The sequence below is a fragment of the Planctellipticum variicoloris genome, assembly GCF_030622045.1.
GTDB classification, from domain to species: domain Bacteria; phylum Planctomycetota; class Planctomycetia; order Planctomycetales; family Planctomycetaceae; genus Planctellipticum; species Planctellipticum variicoloris.
Genome location: NZ_CP130886.1, coordinates 3543692 through 3561373, shown reverse-complemented (window position 1 = coordinate 3561373; position 17682 = coordinate 3543692). Strand labels below are relative to the sequence as shown.

Sequence of the window (17682 nt, the reverse complement as noted above, 5' to 3'; positions counted from 1 at the left end):
CCCGCCAGGGGTGGATTACAGTCGCCCAGCGGCGTGAGCCCTGGGCGGCCGCTATTCAACGCGCGTCATCCAGCTTCAGCTCCGGAAGAGTGGCATCCGCCGGGAGATCTTCCGGCTCCTTCTCCGGCACGGCCACCGCGGGCACCGTCCCCTGCGGCAGCTTCAACGGCCCCAGCGCGAAAGTTCCCACCTGCGTACCCGGAACGATCAGCGTCCCCCACGCCGGATGCCGGCCGTTGTTGAAGATCTGCTCGATGGGTGTGTCAACAGGTACGATCTGAGTCTCCGGTTCTCCAGAATCAGACTTTCGAATGAATGTTAGCTGCTGACCTGCGCCCGTGCGCAGCTCCGCCTCGGTCGTCTCGACCTCGCCAGCGGCACTCCGCTGCAACAGGTAACGGACTACTTTCGCCTGCTGAGGCGAGAGCACAAACATCTCGCCATTCCACAAGAACTGAGCCAGTTGCGTCTCGTGCATGTCGGGCGTCGTCGCCAGGATGCCTCGAATCAGCCCCGTGACATCATCTCGCGTCGCCGAGACGGTCACAATCTCGCCGGTCTGGACGCGGATTGTTCCCAGCGACCGCATGGCGGCCGGGCGTTGAGGGGCAACCGGCGTTCGCGGCGCCGTCTCGGCGACGTCGCGGCCGAGCGCCCAACCGTACGACCAGTCGAAGAGCTGCACTTCGTATTCGCCGGGGGCGATCCGGTAGATGCCGGGGTCCGTCAGCGGATGCGCCCGATACACCAGCTCGCCTTCTTTCCGAACGTGTGCGTCCTTCTCTGAGATCCTGCCGGGAACAGTATCGGTCGGCCGCAGACGGACGGCGCGGTCGGTCGAATACGAGAAAGCGCCCACTGCCATGCCCGGCATCCCCATCATGCCGCCCGGCAGCGCACTCGCCGGTGAGCGTTGAGCCGTCCCGAAGTCCAGCAGAATCGCCCCCCACTGCGATTCGTCGATCGTTCCGCCGGGGCTCCCCATCATGCCGCTCATGTCGCCGGCCATCCCGGGCATCCCCATCATGGCTGCTCCGCCGCCGTCATGCGCCCCGGCTGCGTCTGAGGGGGCAGCCGAGATTTGCGGAGTCGTCGCCCCGGGCATCCGTTGGACTTCAACCGTGGAATACGACAGCGACAGATATGCGACCCCCAGCAGGCAGGGGGCCACGCAGACGACTGAGAACACAATCAACGCCGTCCAGAGCCAGTTCCGGTTGGGTCGCGCCGGCGTTTCGCGTCGCGTGGCGTCCGCGGCAGTGCCGCCGGTTGTCAGAGGCATCCTGCCGATCCGGCGATACATCACGATTGCCAGCGCCACGACAACCAGGACGATCGTCAGTTCCACCGGGCTCGGGCTGATCGCCTCGCCGAAAAAGTACAGCAGCGACAGAATCGCCAGCAGCCCGCCGACCATCAGGGCGCCGAGGCCGACGATCCGGAGCACGTACAGCCAGTGCGCGGCCCCCAGAATCCGGTTCTGCAGGAACATCCCCGCCGCCAGCAGCAGCCCGCCGGCCCAGACCAGTCCGATTCCCAGCGGTCCTGCGGCCGTATGGAGCGGCGACTCAAACCGCGGCGGACGCAGCACCCCGATTGCAATTCCCAGGAACCAAGTCAGCAACAGCGCCCAGACGCCGATTCCGAGCAGCGCCAGTTGCCGTCCGGCCTTCCGCGGCTCGGTCGCCGGTTCGGTTCCGCTCGACGTCGCACGGCCCAGAAGGAACGCCGTCGCCGCAACGATCGACAGTCCGACGACACCCAGCACAACGAGGAGCGGTTCATCTTCCTGGGTATTCCACTCCCCAATGACAACTACGGACGTGAACAAACCGAACCACATGGCGTAGAAGATCGCGAATCGCGTGGCGATCGTCAGCGCGACCGATCGTCCGCCAGACGTCGCCGGATTCAGCCACAATCCGACCGTGCTGAGGAGAAAGATCGCTCCGAGAGCCCCCGAGAGTCGGGCCATAAAGAGCTTCGGATCCGGCAGGTCGAAGGAACACGACAGGATTTCCAGCCCGCCAACCAGTCCGAATGCGCCGGCAAACAAAACCTGTCCCAGAAAGAGTATGATCGCCGCTGTGCCAGACGCATAGGTCACGTCCGATAGACCGTACGAACTCGGTGCGACGGCGGCATTCGCTGCCATGCGACGCGGTTCTTTGATGCGCGAAGCGGTGGGGGGACTCGAATCTCCCGGTCGCTGGACGCGGACCAGGCACTTCTCCAGTGCGACGGCCACTTCGTCCGCGGTCTGAAAGCGGTCCTCCGGCTGCTTCGCCAGCAGAATGTCGACCAGATCGATCAGCCACGCGGGGATTTCCGCGTTGATCTCCGCAATCGGTCGCGGCGTGTCATCGCAGACTCGACGAATTGCCGCGGCGACGCTGTCCGCCCTGAACGGCGACCGGCCGGTGCACATCGCGTAGAGGACGCAGCCCAGGCTGAACAGGTCGCTCCGCGGGTCAACCTTGTCGCCGTGCGCCTGCTCGGGGGACATGTACTGCGGCGTTCCGGAGACTTCCCCCGTCCGCGTGATGGCTGCGTCGTCGGCCGCGCGAGCGAGGCCGAAGTCGGTGATCTTGACCCGTTCGACCCCATTTTCCAGCAGGATGTTCGCCGGTTTAATGTCGCGGTGAATCAGCCCCTGCCTGTGAGCGGCCGCGAGACCTTCGGCGATCTGAGAACCGATGCGAAGGATTTCAGTCAGCCTCAACGGGCCGACCTGGTCGAGTTTCTGCTGCAGCGACTGGCCGACGATGCACTCCATCACCAGGTACGGCAGCTTTGCTTCGTCGACGGCGTGAATGGTCACGACATGCGGATGGCTGACGGCCGCCGCGGCCTGGGCCTCGCGGAGAAACCGTCGCCGGGCCAGCGGATTGGCGGCCAGTTCCGGCGCCAGAACCTTGATGGCCACGATGCGGTTCAGCCGGGGATCGAGAGCCCGAAACACGATCCCCATCCCACCCCGGCCGATGACGTCGATGACTTCGTAGTAACCGAGGCGTCCGATACAGCCGGCTTTGTCGGCGGGCTCCAGAAAATCGAAGTTGTCCGCTGTGCCGACGGGGGTCGCGGGATGTTCGAGGAAGCTGCCCGCGTCATCGTACGCCCGCAGCAGGGCCTCGATTCGCCGGCGGCGAGGGGCGTCGTCGCCGCAGACCTGGTCCAGAAACGCGGCGCGTTCGGCCGGGGAGTCCATCGCCAGGACCGTGAGAAACAGACCTTCGACCGACTGCGGATCGACCTCCGGCCGGGCGGTTGCGGGGATCGCAGATTGGGGGGGACTGGTGTCGGACATGAACGGGTCTCCACGAGCAGCATAACTCGGACTCGTAGAGAGATGCGACGGGCGGGGGCGGCGCGCCTCAGGGAAAATGCGAAGAGGGGAAGAAATGTCGAATGTCGAAGGCGGAATGTCGAATGACGGACGCCAGGAACGCAGGGCCGGCTGTGCCAGCCGATTCTCGAGGCGTTCTCAAGCCTTGTCACGTCGGTGTTGTCGGCTCGATCACCGGCAACAGCGTGTTCAGATCAATCGACAGTCCGGGAAGCAGCTCCGTCGTCAGCGGTTCGAAATGCGGCACGACGCGGCAGCCCGTGGACGACCAGACTTCGACCTGCCGCTCTTCGGGAAAGATGATCCAGACCTCGCGCACGCCGTACTGGAAGTACTCGTTTCGCTTCCGGGACAGTTCACTCGCGGAATTGTCCGGACTGACGATTTCGACGGCCAGATCCGGTGCAATGTGCCAGTTGCCTTCGTAAGGCAACGGTCGGTCCAAAGGCCAGCGTTCCGCCGAAACGTAGGCGACGTCCGGCCGCCGAATCAGTCGCTCTTCGTCAGCGAGAACAAAGATCATTTCCGTTCCCAGCCATCCCAATTGATGACCGCGGACATGTTCGCGGAGAATCGCGCAAAGCTCTCCGGCAATCCAGAGGGCTAACGTACTCACGTGCTTCTCCACGACACGACCGTCGACGACTTCGTAGAGAGCGTCTTCGGGGAGTTGGCGGGCAATCTCTTCGAGAAGTGCCGGGCTCATGGGATCGATTCCATCACGCGAAGGCGGACAACCTGTACGAAAGAGTATCGCATCGTCGGTCCGTCCGGACAAGGTGGAAGCGGTCCGTGGGGCTGGTTTTCGAGCGGTAAACTGTTAGAACAGTTGCTGCGCTCCGGTTCGCCATCTCATAACAAATCGTCCCTGCCTGTCGAGGAGCCGCTGATGTTGCGTCTGAGTCTGATCGCTCTGCTGCTGACCTCTTCAGTTCTCGCCGCTCCAAAGACCCGCGAGGAAAAAGTCCGCGAGGACAAGCAGAAGGTCGAGGCGGAAGGCTTCTGGATCTACAACGACCTGCAGAAGGGCTTTGCTGAAGCAAAGAGGACCGGCAAGCCGCTGCTGGTGGTCCTGCGCTGCGTTCCGTGCGAAGAGTGCGTCAAGCTCGATGACGATCTGGTCGACAAGGACCCGGTCATTCGGCCGCTGCTCGACAAGTTCGTCTGCGTCCGGGTCGTCGGCACCAACGGACTCGATCTGTCGCTGTTCCAGTACGACACCGACCAGTCCTTCGCCGTCTTCATGCTCAATGCGGACAGGACGATCTACGGACGCTTCGGCACGCGTTCGCATCGGACCGAATGGTTCGGCGACGTTTCGCTGAAGGGGCTGGCCCAGGCGCTGCAGGGGGCGCTGAAGATCCACGCCGACTCTCCGAACAACAAGGACGCGCTGGCGGGCAAAATCGGCCCGGCTCCGGAATTCCCGTCGCCAGAGAAGTATCCGGTCCTGAAGGAGAAGTACGGTCCGGAGCTGAACTACTCCGGCAATGTCGTCCAGAGCTGTATCCACTGTCACCAGATCGGCGACGCCCAGCGCGAGTACTACCGGGCGCTGAAGCAGCCGATGCCGGAGAAGGTTCTGTTCCCCTATCCGCATCCGAAGTCGGTGGGCCTGATCCTCGACCCTGATCAGAAAGCGACTGTGAAGGAGGTGACCCCCGATTCGCCGGCGAGTGCCGCCGGTTTCCGAGCAGGCGATGTGATTCAGCGGCTGGCCGGCCAGCCGCTCCTGTCGATTGCCGATGTCCAGTGGGTGCTGCAGCAGGTCGATCCGCAGGGAGGCAGCATCAACGCCGATGTTCTGCGGGAGGGGCAGCCCGCCACGGTGGCACTGAAGCTGGAGGCCGGCTGGCGTCGCGCCGGGGACATCTCGTGGCGTGCGTCGTCCTGGGGGCTGCGGCGGATGGCGACCGGAGGGATCGTCCTCGAATCGATGACGGCTGACGAGCGGTCTGAAGCAGGCGCCTCGGGAGAGGGAATGGCGCTCCGCGTGAAACATGTGGGGCAATTCGGCGCCCATGCGGCAGCGAAGCAAGCCGGCGTTCAGAAAGGAGACGTGGTGATCGAATTCGATGGCAGGGCGGACCTGCTCACCGAAGCCGACGTCCTCCGCCATGCCGTCACGGCCCGCGTCGTCGGTGATCGGGTCCCGGTTACCGTGCTCCGCGACAGCAAGAAAGTGAAACTGACGCTCCCCATGCAGCAGTAGTCTGAGAAGGGGCTGTTATCGGTAAGTCCACGCCCATCGCGGACTCTGGGCGTGCCACCCCGATTGGAGAGATCCTCCCTTCTATTTTACGATTTGCATTTTGCACTTTTCATTTTGCATTGGTCTTTCTCCCCAAATCCGCACGGGGCTACTCTTCGCTATGCAGCCGGTCGTACAGCCAGGCGCGGGCATAGGCCCACCAGCGGGCGGCGGTGGCCCGGGAGATTCCCAGCGCCGCCGCCGCGTCGTTTTCTGACAGCCCGGCAAAATACCGCAGCTTGACGAGCTGGGCTTTGTCGGGCGATTCCGCTGCAAATTCCGTCAGGGCTTCGTCCACCGCCAGCACGTCGTCGTCGAGCAGCAGTTCCGGGGCGATCAGGGCGTCTTCGGGCACGCGCTGCCAGCCGCCGCCGTGCTTGAGTCGCTGTTTCCGGCGGGCGGATTCCACCAGAATCCGTCGCATGGCCTCCGCGGCGGCGGCGAAGAAATGGCCGCGGTGATCCCAGTGCTTCGCCTCATCGCCAACCAGTCGCAGCCAGGCTTCATGGACGAGGGCGGTCGCCTGCAGGGTGTGTCCCGGCGCTTCACCGGCCAGCCTCGCCGCGGCCAGTCGCCGGAGCTGGTCGTAGACGACGGGCAACAGGGCGTCCGTGGCCAGCAGATCTCCTGCGCCAATGCGATCGAGCAACTGTGTCACGGCGGAATCGGACATGAGTTTGCCAGGGGCGATCGGAAAACAGCGGAATCGCTGGTGCGGGAGACCGCGAATTGTAGCACAACGTCCGGCACGTCCGAGCCCGGACACGTGCCGTTTCGGGCGGGGCACGTTAAACTTGTCGCCGTCAGGGGTTGCAATCACCAAAAGGGGGCGGATTTCAGGATGCGGGATTGGATCGCCATCGTCGGCGTGGGGCTGATCGGCGGGTCGCTGGCGGCGGCCGTGAAGCGTCGTGGCGCTGCGCGTCGCGTGCTCGGGATCGGTCGCAATCCGGAGCGTCTGCAGGGCGCGCAGTCAGCCGGTTTGATCGATGCCTGGTCGACCGATTCTGCGGCCGTTCGCGACGCCGAATTGACCGTCGTCTGTACCCCCGTGGATCGCATTGCGGACGATGTGAAATTGCTCTGGTCAAATGTTCCTTCGGGTGGCCTGGTGACCGACGCCGGCAGCACGAAGCAGCGGGTCTGCGAAGAACTGTCTGACTGTCGCGACAGCAATCGCGAGTTCGTGGGTTCGCACCCCATTGCGGGTTCGCATCGCCAGGGATTTGAAGCGGCCGATCCGGAACTGTACGCTGGCCGAATGTGCGTCGTGACCCCGACGGAAGAGTCCACCCCGGCGGCGGTCAACGAGATCGAAGGCTTCTGGCAGTCGGTCGGCATGCGGACGGTGCGGCTGTCGCCCGCCGAGCATGACCGGGCGCTCGCGGCGACGAGCCATCTGCCGCACGTAACCGCGGTCGCACTGGCGAACACGCTGAATGAGGCCAACCGGGAACTGATCGGCACGGGCTTCCGCGATACGACGCGGATCGCCGCGGGAGACCCGGATCTCTGGACGGCGATTCTGCTCTCGAACACCGCCGACGTGTGTGCGAGTCTCGATGCGTTGACGCAGCAGATTGCCTCATTTCGCGCGGCTCTCGAACGAGGAGACGCTGCGGCCTTGAATCGACTCCTGCAACAGGCGAAAACCGTGCGGGATTCGCTGGAGTAAAGAGAAGACCTCTCGCAGAGACGCAGAGGGAAGAGGAGTTCGCGGAGAAGATAGAAGAGAAGAAATGTCGAATGACGAAGGCGGAATGTCGAAAAGTCTCCGCACCTCGCTCTTCGCAACTGACAACTGACAACTGACAACTGACAACTGACAACTGACCAATCCTGAGACTTCGGCCTGCGGCCGATGGGAACCTTGAAACATGCTTTGGGAAGTCGAAATTCGGCCGACGGCCGGTGAGATCGATCGCGAAGGACTGCGGATTGTCAGCGAGTCGCACGCCCTCGGGGCCGGCTCCGTCCGGCAGGTCCGCTCGGCTCGCGTCTTCCTGATCGAGACCGAACAGGACGAGGCGGGCCTGCAATCGGCGGCTCACAAGCTGCTCGTCGATCGCGTCGTCGAAGACTACTCGCTGCGTCGGCTGGACGGTCAGGCCGCGTTGGCATCCGCCGGAGAAGGTCTGCTGCGGACGGTTCTCTTCAAGCCTGGCGTGACGGATAACGTGGCCCTCAGCACCCAGAAGGCGCTCGCGGACGTCGGCTGCCCGGCGACGGCGGTCGGGACCGCCCGACGGTACTGGTTCAACGACGATGTGGCCACCGCGGACCTGCAGCGGGTCCAGCAGCGACTGCTCGCCAACGACGCCATCGAACGGATCATCGCCGGCCCGCTGCAGATGGACAGCATCGCGCTCGGCAGCGAATACCGCTTCCAGCTCACGATCGTGCCGATTCGCGGTATGGACGACGCGGCGCTGATGACGCTGAGCAAGCAGGGGCAGCTTTACCTGAGCCTTGCCGAGATGCAGACGATCCGGCAGTACTTCGCCGGGCTCGACCGCGATCCGACCGATATCGAGCTGGAATCGGTCGCCCAGACCTGGAGCGAACACTGCTCCCACAAGACGCTCAAGGGCCGGATCCGCTATCGCGACGAGCATGGCGAGCGCCAGTTCGAGAACATGCTCAAGGAAACGGTCTTCGGCGCGACGGTGGCCATCCGCGAGAAGCTCGGGGCCGACGACTGGTGCGTGAGCGTGTTCCAGGACAACGCCGGCATCGTCAAGTTCGACGAGACGCAGAACGTCTGCTTCAAGGTGGAGACTCACAACCATCCGTCCGCCATCGAGCCGTATGGCGGGGCGAACACCGGCATCGGCGGCGTGATCCGCGATCCGCTGGGCACCGGCATGGGAGCCCGGCCGATCCTCAACACAGACGTTTTCTGCTTCGCTCCGCCCGATACCCCCGTCGAATCGCTGCCACCAGGCGTGCTCCACCCCAAGATGGTCGCCAAGGGAGTCGTCTCCGGGGTCCGGGATTATGGCAACCGGATGGGCATTCCCACGGTCAACGGGGCCGTCTTCTTCGACGAGCGCTATCTCGGCAACCCGCTGGTCTACTGCGGTACGGCGGCGATGATCCCCGTCGACAAGTGCTTCAAGGAAGTGCTGGTCGGGGATCTGATCGTCGCCGTCGGCGGCCGGACCGGTCGCGACGGCATTCACGGCGCCACCTTCAGCTCGGCCGAATTGACGGAAGAGAGCGAAACGGTCTCCGGCGGCGCCGTGCAGATCGGCAATGCCGTTACGGAAAAGATGGTCGTCGACGTGATCCTGCGGGCCCGCGATCTGGACCTTTACAGCGCGATCACCGACTGCGGGGCGGGCGGTTTCAGCAGCGCGGTCGGCGAGATGGGCGAGCACACGGGGGCCGAAGTCTGGCTCGAACAGGCGCCGCTGAAGTACGCCGGGTTGTCGTATACCGAGATCTGGATTTCCGAGGCACAGGAACGGATGGTCCTCGCCGTTCCGGAAGACAAATGGGAAGCCTTCCGGGATCTGTGCGCGTCCGAAGGGGTGGAAGCGACTGCCATCGGCAAGTTCAGCGGCACCGGCAAGCTGGTTCTCAAGTATCACGGCCAGCACGTCGGCGAAGTGGCGATGAGCTTCCTGCACGACGGCCGGCCGCCGGTCGTCCGCGAAGCCACTTTCACCCCCGCCGCGGAGCCCCCCTGCCCTGTGCCGGACCTGCCGCGGTACGACGATGCCCTGAAGGCGATTCTCGGTTCGCTGAACGTCTGCAGCAAAGAATGGATCATCCGGCAGTACGATCACGAAGTGCAGGCGGGGAGCGTCGTCAAGCCGCTGGTCGGCATCGCCTGCGACGGGCCTTCGGATGCGGCCGTGGTCCGACCCGATCTGAAGTCCAATCGCGGCGTGGTCGTCGCCAACGGCATGAATCCGCGGTACGGCGACTTCGACCCGTACTGGATGGCCGCCGCCGCGATCGACGAAGCGGTCCGGAACTGCGTGGCGGTCGGGGCCGATCCGGCCCGGATTGCCATCCTCGACAACTTCTGCTGGGGGAATACCGAACGGCCCGAAACGCTCGGTTCGCTGGTCCGGGCCGCGCTGGGCTGCAAGGACACGGCGATCGCGTACGGCACGCCGTTTATCAGCGGCAAGGACAGCCTCAACAACGAGTTCTCCTATCAGGACGCCAATGGCCAGCGGCAGACGGTTGCCATTCCCTCGTCGCTGCTGATCAGCTCGATGGGGCAGATGGAAGACGTCTCGCAAGCGGTCACGATGGATCTCAAGGCGGCCGGCAACGTCCTGTATCAGATCGGCGCGACGAAGGACGAGCTCGGCGGCAGCCACTTCGCGCTGGTGCAGGGACTGGCCGGCGGACGCATTCCCCGTCCCGACCTGCAGCAGGCGCCGCAGATTTTTACCGCCGTCCACGCCGCGATCCGGCAGGGACTGCTCAAGAGCTGCCACGACCTGAGTGAAGGGGGCCTGGCGGCGGCCTTGGCCGAGATGGCGTTCGCCGGGGGGCTGGGCGTGAAGGTCGACCTGACCGGTCTGGCGAAGGACAGCGGAATCGCTCAGACAGCCGTGCTGCTGTTCTCGGAATCGGCCACGCGGTTCGTGGTTGAAGTCGCCCCGGCGGACGCGACGGCCTTCGAGAAGGTCTTCGCGGGTCTGCCGCTGACGCGACTGGGGACGGTCGCGACCGCCGACCGCGTGGTGATTGCTTCGGGCGCCGGACCGACCGTGATCGACGCCGGGCTCGGGGAACTGAAGCAGGCGTGGCAGCAGCCGCTGGCGTGGGATTGAGCGGCTGACGAACGAGGGGAAAGAGGATTCACCGCGGAGGCTCGGAGGACGCGGAGTGAAGACAGCCGGAGGAGAGGGAACCACGAATGACACGAATCAACACGAATCCGTCAAGACGAGACGGAAACTGAAATGACGAGGCAGAGCCTGGGAACAAGGCAAAGGCCAATGGCAGTTGATTTTGAATTGGAATTCATTGCAAATTGCAAACTGGAAGAGAGGGCGCGCGGGGGTGCTGAGCGCGCAGCGCGAGCGCGGCCTGCGGGGAGGCTTTCTCGATAAGCGACCGGCTCGGACGCGGCGGAGCGGGTTGTCGAAGTCCGCTCCTCCGCATCCTTTGAGCTGGCGTTGATCAGGTGGCGGGTTGTGAGGCCCGCGTAGTACGGGAAAGAATCTCGACGCCGAGTGAGCGCGCACGAAGTGCGCTCCCTCGACTAGGCGTTTCCACCTGGCCGTGATGGGCCCTGACCAGGCCCGCTGGCCGGCGGGGATTCGCTCGAGCGCTCCGGGTGGCCCCGTTGCGTGCATGTCGTTTCCCACGCCGACGATTCGCACGTTCACTCTGGTACGGGAGGTTTGCAAGAGCAGATTAGCCGAATTTTTGAAAAATGTGGAAATTTGTCCCCTTCGACGAAGACGAGTGAGACTGAACCACGAATTTCACGAATCAGCACGGATGAACGGATGAGAAGACGAGGCGGAGCCTGCGAACGAGGGAACGAGGACTTCTCAGTTCTTCCTTTCTCAGTGAATTCCGTGTTTTTCGTGGTTTACGAATTCGGTCCTTCTTCATTCGTGTTGATTCGTGCCATTCGTGGTTAAAGTCTTCTCCGGCATGACTCCGCGTCCTCCGCGGCTCCGCGGTGAATTCTCTGCTCTTCAATTCCCCGCGAGCTGTTGCAGGACGTCTTCCACGCTGGCGAGCTGCTTTTTGAGGTTCTCCAGCGTGGAGCGGACTTCCGCCACCACTTCCGGCGGGGCGCGGTCGACGAAGCTGCTGTTCGTCAGCTTCTTCTCGCTGCCGGCGATGAAGCCGCGGAGCTTTTCCGCTTCCTTCTGCTGCCGGGTGATCTCCGCGGCCACGTCGATCAGGCCTTCCAGCGGGATGTAGCCGTCGATGTCCCCCAGCGAGAAGCTGGCGCTGCTCTTCGGGCGGACGGCGTCCGGACCGGCGGCGGTTAGTTCCGCGCGGGCCAGGTTGCTGAGTTGATCGGCCACAGACGTCAAATCGGTCGCGGCCTCGGCCGGGCAGCGGACGACCAGCGACAGGGACGCGGCGGGGCTGATGTTATACGTGCCGCGCACGTTGCGGACCGCGACGATCAGTTCCTGCAGCCGCTGGAAGCGGGCTTCCAGGGCTGGCTGACGCCAGACGCCCAGATCCGTCGGCCAGGGGGCGACGATGCAGGCGGGCGACGCTTCGGTTGGTGACGGCAGGCCGCGCTGCGGGGCGATCTCTTTCAGCCGGTGCCACAGCTCTTCCGTAATGAACGGCGTGAACGGGTGGAGCAGCCGGAGGATCGTGTCGAGGACGTGGACCAGCACGCGCTGGGCGGCGGGCTTGCGGGCCTCGTCGCGCAGGCGGGGCTTGATCATCTCCAGATACCAGTCGCAGAACTCGTTCCAGACGAACTCCCGCAGACTCCGCGTCGCCGCGTCGAACTGATATTTGCCCAGCAGTTCGGTCACTTCATCCGCCACCGTCGCCAGCCGGCTCAGCACCCAGCGGTCTTCGAGGTGCAGCTCGGAATCCGCGACCGGCCCCGGCGTATAGCCTTCCAGGTTCAGCAGCGCGAAGCGGGCGGCGTTCCAGAGCTTGTTGGCAAAATTCCGGCCGTATTCGAAGCGTTCGATGACGATGCGGGCGACCGGTTCGCCCTCGTCGGGCTCGTAGTACGGGCAGGCGTACTGGCTTTCCTTCTTGCACTTGGGGCACTTGATCCGCGGCTTGCCCGGTTTGAACTTCAGGTGTTCCTGCTGCTGCGGAATGGGGGCCTGGCAGTGGGGGCATTCGTAGCCGACCGGCAGCCGGACGTCCTGGGTTTCGCCGGCGAAGGAGGCGATCGTGAACCGCATGCCGTCGCAGCCGTAGCGTTCGATCAGCTCCAGCGGATCGACGCCGTTCCCCTTCGATTTGGACATCCCCTGCCCGAAGCCGTCGAGGATCTTCGGATGGACGTGGACGTGCTTGAACGGGACGTCCCCCATGTTGTAGAGCCCGGTGAGGACCATCCGCGCGACCCACAGCGTGATGATGTCGCGGGAAGTGATCAGGACGGAGCCGGGGTAGAAGTAGTTGAGGACGGCGTTCGTGGTGCCCGTTGAGGGTTGAGCGTTGAGAGTTGAGGAAGAGTCGTAGTGACGATCGATGGCCGCGTTCACGTCGCTTGCAGTCGCCAGGACAACTTTGAGTTCACGGTTCGCATGAAAGCGGATGGCGTCAATCCGTTCCTGGTCAATCTCGTCAGCAAACGCGACCACCAACACATCTTCCTCGATGGCGATTGGCATGGCCTGATGCTTGCGTGCCCAATCCGCCTGGACAGCGACAATCGCTTCCGGGGAGATGGTCATTCCGGTCAGCGGAACAACGGGAAACGCGTCCTCAACCAATGACCGAGCACTGGTTGGGCTCGTTGCGGCTGATGCCGCCAGAGGTGGATTGTGCTCGGTATCGGGCCAGCCGAGCGTGGCGTGGGGCCAGAGGGCGCTGCTGAACCAGGTGTCGAGGACGTCTTCGTCCTGGACGAAGCCAAGTTTCTCCGCTTCCTTTTCGAACTCTGAATGCCCCGAGTCAATACACCACAGTAGGGTCAACTCGTCGACTTCAGGCCCGGCCATAATTTGATCGGCAACGAAATCTTTGTAGGTGTCGCTTATCTTCACGCCGTGCGGTGCCGTTGGCACCGATTCGTAGGCCGGGATCTGTGTGGCGATTAGGTAGGCATCCGGCTTTGCTCCCATCTTAATGGTCTTACGCCAAACCGAGATCCGGTGTCCCCACCACAACTGCCGGCTGATGCACCAGTCGCGCTTCTCGCCCAGCCAGTCGAGGTAGCTCGACTTGTAGCGTTCGGGGAAGAACTGCACGCGGCCGTCGTCGACGGCGTCGATCGCTTTCTGCGCCAGTTCGTCCATTTTCACGAACCACTGGTCGGAGAGGTACGGTTCGATCGGCGTCTTCGAGCGGTCGCTGTACTTCAGCGGGATCTGTCGGTCTTCGACTTTTTCGAAGTGGCCGAGGGACTGCATCTCGGCGACGACCCTCGCGCGGGCGTCGAAGCGGTCGAGGCCGGCGAACTCCCCCCCTTCCCCGTTGATGGTGCCGTCCGGGTTGAGGATGTTGATCATCGGCAGCTTGTTGCGCAGGCCGCAGGCGTAGTCGTTCGGATCGTGGGCCGGGGTGACTTTCACGCAGCCGGTCCCCAGTTCCTTATCCGCCAGCAGCGCGTCGGCGATGATCGGAATCAGCCGGCCGATCACCGGAATGCGGACCTGCTTCCCCACGAGGGCCGTGTAGCGCTCGTCGGTCGGATGGACGCAGAGGGCGGTGTCGCCGAGCATCGTTTCGGGGCGGGTGGTCGAGAACGAAATCCGCTCCCCGGTGTCATTGCCAGCGTCGTCGACCACGGGATAGTTGAACGTCCAGAACTGCCCGGCGATGTCTTCCGAATAGACTTCGTCGTCGGCGACGGCGGTCTGCAGGAAGGCGTCCCAGTTGACGAGCCGCTTGCCGCGGAAGATCAGGCCGTCGCGGAACATTTTGAAGAACGTCCGGCGGACGGCTTTCGAGCAGACGTCGTCGAGCGTGAACCGGACGCGGCGCCAGTCGCAGCTTGCCCCGATCCGCTTGAGCTGGCCGAGAATCCGCTTCTCGTAGGATTCCTTCCACTTCCAGATCCGTTCGACGAGGGCTTCGCGGCCGATGTCGTGCCGGGTTTTGCCCTCTTCTTCGAGCAGCCGGCGTTCGACGACTGACTGGGTGGCAATGCCGGCGTGGTCGGTGCCGGGCATCCAGAGGGCCTCGTAGCCCTGCATCCGCCGCCAGCGGGTGATCAGATCCTGCAATGTCCCGTTGAGGGCGTGCCCCATGTGGAGCGCCCCGGTGACGTTGGGGAGCGGGATCATGATGACGTGGGGCGGCTTCTCCGAGTCGGGGTCGGCGTTGAAGTAGCCGTTGGACTCCCAGTAGGGAATCCAGGCGGCTTCGACGGACTGGGGTTCGAATTGTTTGGGGATTTCGGTGGTCATGGGGCTCGACTATGACTTTGGAAGGAGTGCGGCATCGGGGACATGGATCCGGTCGACTGCGGTCGGCCAGACCTGCAGAAAATGTCTGGTGTTGTAGGTCAATAAGAGATCGACATCCGCAGTTTCGGCAGCGAGTGTGATCAGGGCATCGTAGAGGATACCTCCGGCGAGTTTCTGGCCGGCACACCAGCGCAGCTTTGCCAGGACATCGTTGGCTGCAACTTCGACAATCGTCGCTGCGGGAAGCAGCGTCTGTTCAATCACGTTCCAGACCTCGTCGGCCGGAACGTGCTTGTGAGCTGGCAATCTTGTGAGGACCGAAAACGCCTCCGTGACGGAATGCAGCGCGACAAACAACTGACATCGGCCCTGCTGGCCGGCAGTGATCCACAGATCGGACGCGGCGTGGTTGGGGTGTGAATGCAGCAGCGCCGGCACCACGACCGAGGTATCGAGGAGAATCTTCTTCACGGCTCAATTCCGAGACTGTGGCGTTCTCGCTCCAACCTCGCCTGCTCGATCCAGTGAACAACGGAGAGATCTGCGTCCGGATTCAAGGGGACGTCGAGCAGAAGTTTTTCACCGTCAAAGTACAGGCATGATTCCGGTTCGGCAGCGGGAAGTTGAGAAGATGCGGACTCTGGTGTTTCCCCGATCAGGACCACGACCCGATGCTCGCCGGGGGAAATCGGCTCACCCGATTGTCCAGTGAGGACAAACTTCCCATCGGCGTCGAATTCGGCAGTCGTTTCGATGCGGATCATAATTCTCGTCCAATTCACGTTTTCACTGACTCAGGGCGCAAATCGTCCCGGCAACAGATCATCGACCGAAATCTCGACGGGATCGGAACCCGGCAAGTCCAGAGCGACAACGCCTCCGCGGGGAACGACTGTCTGTTGACCATAGGTCCGAGCGGAGACCCGCGGCTCGGCATGCACGATGACCGTGTCGTCCGCGAGGTTGATGATCCAGTAGCTCGGAACCCCGGACCGATTGTAGAGTTCCGCCTTGTCGTACTGGTCAATGTCGAGAGACGTCTGCGACACTTCGATCGCCAGGACGACGTCTGCGGCGCCGGGCAGCCGGTCGCCGTACCGGTCGGGGAGTCCCTTCAGGATGCAGACGTCCGGTTCCGGGACATTGGACTCGTTGCAGACGACCGGCCCCTGCTGCTGAACATGAAAGCGATTCGAGGGAAGCAGGTTTTCCAGCAGCTTCGCCAGGATCTTGATCGCCAGCAGATGTCGAGGGCCTTGTGTCATGGGGGGGGCCGGTGCGTCGCGGCGGTCTTTGAACAGCAACATGCCGTCGATGAGTTCTATGGGCGCTCCTTCGTCCAGAATGCCCACCGCCATCATCCGTTCATATTGATCTGCCGTGATCGGCACAACGGCAGGGCTGCCGTGGCTGACCATATGAGCCATCAATCGCATGGACATGGCTGGGCTCCGGAAGCTTCCGCGTCTTTGTACAGCTTGTATTCTACACTGTCGACGAGGGCGAGCCAGCTTGCTTCGATCACGTTTTCGCTCACGCCGACCGTGCTCCAGACATCTGCTTTGTCCCGGCTCTCGATGACCACGCGGACGCGGGCGGCGGTCCCTTCGGCCGAATTAATGACGCGGACTTTGTAGTCGACGAGCTGCATGTCATCGAGGTTCGGGAAGGCGCCGAGCAGCGCCTTGCGGAGCGCGCGATCGAGCGCGTTGACCGGGCCGTCTCCTTCTGCGACGACGTGCTCGACGCGGCTGTCGACTCTCAGTTTCACCGTTGCCTCGGTGACGGGTTCGTGGCCGTGATCCGTTTCAACATTGACCCGATACTGCAGCCGTTCGAATTGCGGGACGTAATTGCCCGACTCCTTGCGGACCAGCAGATCGAACGACGCTTCCGCCGCTTCGAACTGATAGCCCTCGTTTTCCAGGTCCTGGACGCGGTTGAGGATGCGAGTCATCAGGGCGCTGTCCTGTTCCAGCCGGTACTTGGTCGTCTTGGCGACGATGTTCGACCGTCCCGAGAGCTCGCTCACCAGCACTCGGCGTTCGTTGCCGACGGTCTCGGGGGGGATGTGCTCGTAGCTCGACGCCAGCCGATTGACGGCGTGAACGTGCATGCCCCCCTTGTGAGCGAAGGCGCTCGTGCCGACGAAGGGCTGGTTCGCACGGAAGTTCATGTTCGCGATCTCGTAGACATACCGCGACAGCTCCGTCAGCCGGGGGAGGCAGCCCGGCTGGAGCAGATCCCGTCCCTTCTTGACGGCGAGGTTGGCGATGACGCTGATCAGGTCGGCGTTGCCGCAGCGTTCGCCGATGCCGTTGATCGTCCCCTGGACCTGAATGGCGCCGCGGTCGATCGCGGCGAGCGAATTGGCGACGGCGAGATCGCAATCGTTGTGGCAGTGGATGCCGACCGGGATTCTCAGTTCGCGACGGACGGCTTCCACTGCGGCGGCGATTTCTTCGGGGAGGCGGCCGCCGTTCGTGTCGCACAGGGCGATCAGAGAAGCACCGGCGTCCTGGGCGGCGAGGACGGTTTTCAGGGCGAATTCGGGATTGGCGCGGTAGCCGTCGAAGAAGTGCTCGGCGTCATAGATCAGTTCCCGGCCCTCGGCCTTCAGGAAGCCGACGGAGTCGCGGATCATCGCCAGATTCTCGGCTTCATCGACGCGGAGGACCTCGAAGACCTGCAGATCCCAGGTTTTGCCGACGACCGTGCAGACGGGGGCCAGCGAATCCCGCAGCGCCTGCAGGCAGGTGTCGTCCTCGGGGGCGCAGGCCTTGCGTCGGGTCATGCCGAAAGCAGCGATGCGGGCATGCTTGAGCGGCAGATCGCGGACCTGCTGGAAGTATTCCGCGTCCTTGGGGTTGGAGAGGGGGTAGCCTCCTTCGATGTAATCCACGCCCAGATCGTCGAGCTTCTGCGTAATCAGCAGCTTGTCCTGCAGGGAGAAGTTGACTCCCTCCCCTTGGCTGCCGTCGCGGAGCGTCGTGTCGTAGATCTGGATGCGGGACATGGAAGAACTTCTTTCTTCG

The 17682-nt window shown here is 63.5% G+C and carries 10 protein-coding genes; 3 read left to right on the top strand and 7 right to left on the bottom strand.

Annotated features, from left to right (window positions below; genetic code table 11):
• Positions 1–55 precede the first annotated feature (55 nt).
• Positions 56–3310, bottom strand: coding sequence for a serine/threonine-protein kinase (locus SH412_RS13715; RefSeq protein ID WP_336524081.1), 3255 nt, complete (start codon positions 3308–3310; stop codon positions 56–58).
• A gap of 187 nt (positions 3311–3497) precedes the next feature.
• Positions 3498–4055, bottom strand: a complete 558-nt coding sequence (locus SH412_RS13710) for a Uma2 family endonuclease (protein ID WP_336524080.1) — start codon at positions 4053–4055, stop codon at positions 3498–3500.
• A 183-nt stretch (positions 4056–4238) separates the two neighbouring features.
• Between SH412_RS13710 and SH412_RS13705 the strand changes: the two genes are divergently transcribed.
• A complete protein-coding gene (locus tag SH412_RS13705) occupies positions 4239–5561 on the top strand; it encodes a Trx7/PDZ domain-containing (seleno)protein (protein WP_336524079.1) in 1323 nt (440 codons plus the stop codon).
• A 148-nt stretch (positions 5562–5709) separates the two neighbouring features.
• Here SH412_RS13705 and SH412_RS13700 read toward each other — a convergent pair whose 3' ends face one another.
• The gene (locus SH412_RS13700; RefSeq protein ID WP_336524078.1) at positions 5710–6273 is read right to left on the bottom strand and encodes an ECF-type sigma factor; all 564 of its coding nucleotides are present in this window, start codon (positions 6271–6273) and stop codon (positions 5710–5712) included.
• 168 nt (positions 6274–6441) lie between these two features.
• On the opposite strand from SH412_RS13700, the gene SH412_RS13695 reads away from it, so the two are divergent.
• Both SH412_RS13695 and purL read left to right on the top strand, forming a co-directional pair.
• Complete coding sequence (locus SH412_RS13695; protein ID WP_336524077.1) at positions 6442–7275, top strand: prephenate dehydrogenase; 834 nt, start codon at positions 6442–6444, stop codon at positions 7273–7275.
• A 202-nt stretch (positions 7276–7477) separates the two neighbouring features.
• Positions 7478–10396, top strand: a complete 2919-nt coding sequence (gene purL / locus SH412_RS13690) for a phosphoribosylformylglycinamidine synthase subunit PurL (RefSeq protein WP_336524076.1) — start codon at positions 7478–7480, stop codon at positions 10394–10396.
• 879 nt (positions 10397–11275) lie between these two features.
• Here purL and SH412_RS13685 read toward each other — a convergent pair.
• From SH412_RS13685 to cimA, 4 genes are all read right to left on the bottom strand, one after another.
• Positions 11276–14647, bottom strand: a complete 3372-nt coding sequence (locus SH412_RS13685) for a valine--tRNA ligase (protein ID WP_336524075.1) — start codon at positions 14645–14647, stop codon at positions 11276–11278.
• 9 nt (positions 14648–14656) lie between these two features.
• A complete protein-coding gene (locus SH412_RS13680) occupies positions 14657–15118 on the bottom strand; it encodes a PIN domain-containing protein (RefSeq protein ID WP_336524074.1) in 462 nt (153 codons plus the stop codon).
• Positions 15119–15441: 323 nt separating this feature from the next.
• Positions 15442–16089, bottom strand: a complete 648-nt coding sequence (locus SH412_RS13675; protein ID WP_336524073.1) for a Uma2 family endonuclease — start codon at positions 16087–16089, stop codon at positions 15442–15444.
• Complete coding sequence (cimA, locus tag SH412_RS13670) at positions 16074–17663, bottom strand: citramalate synthase (RefSeq protein ID WP_336524072.1); 1590 nt, start codon at positions 17661–17663, stop codon at positions 16074–16076. Before cimA ends, SH412_RS13675 begins: the two co-directional genes overlap by 16 nt.
• Between the last annotated feature and the right edge of the window lie 19 nt (positions 17664–17682).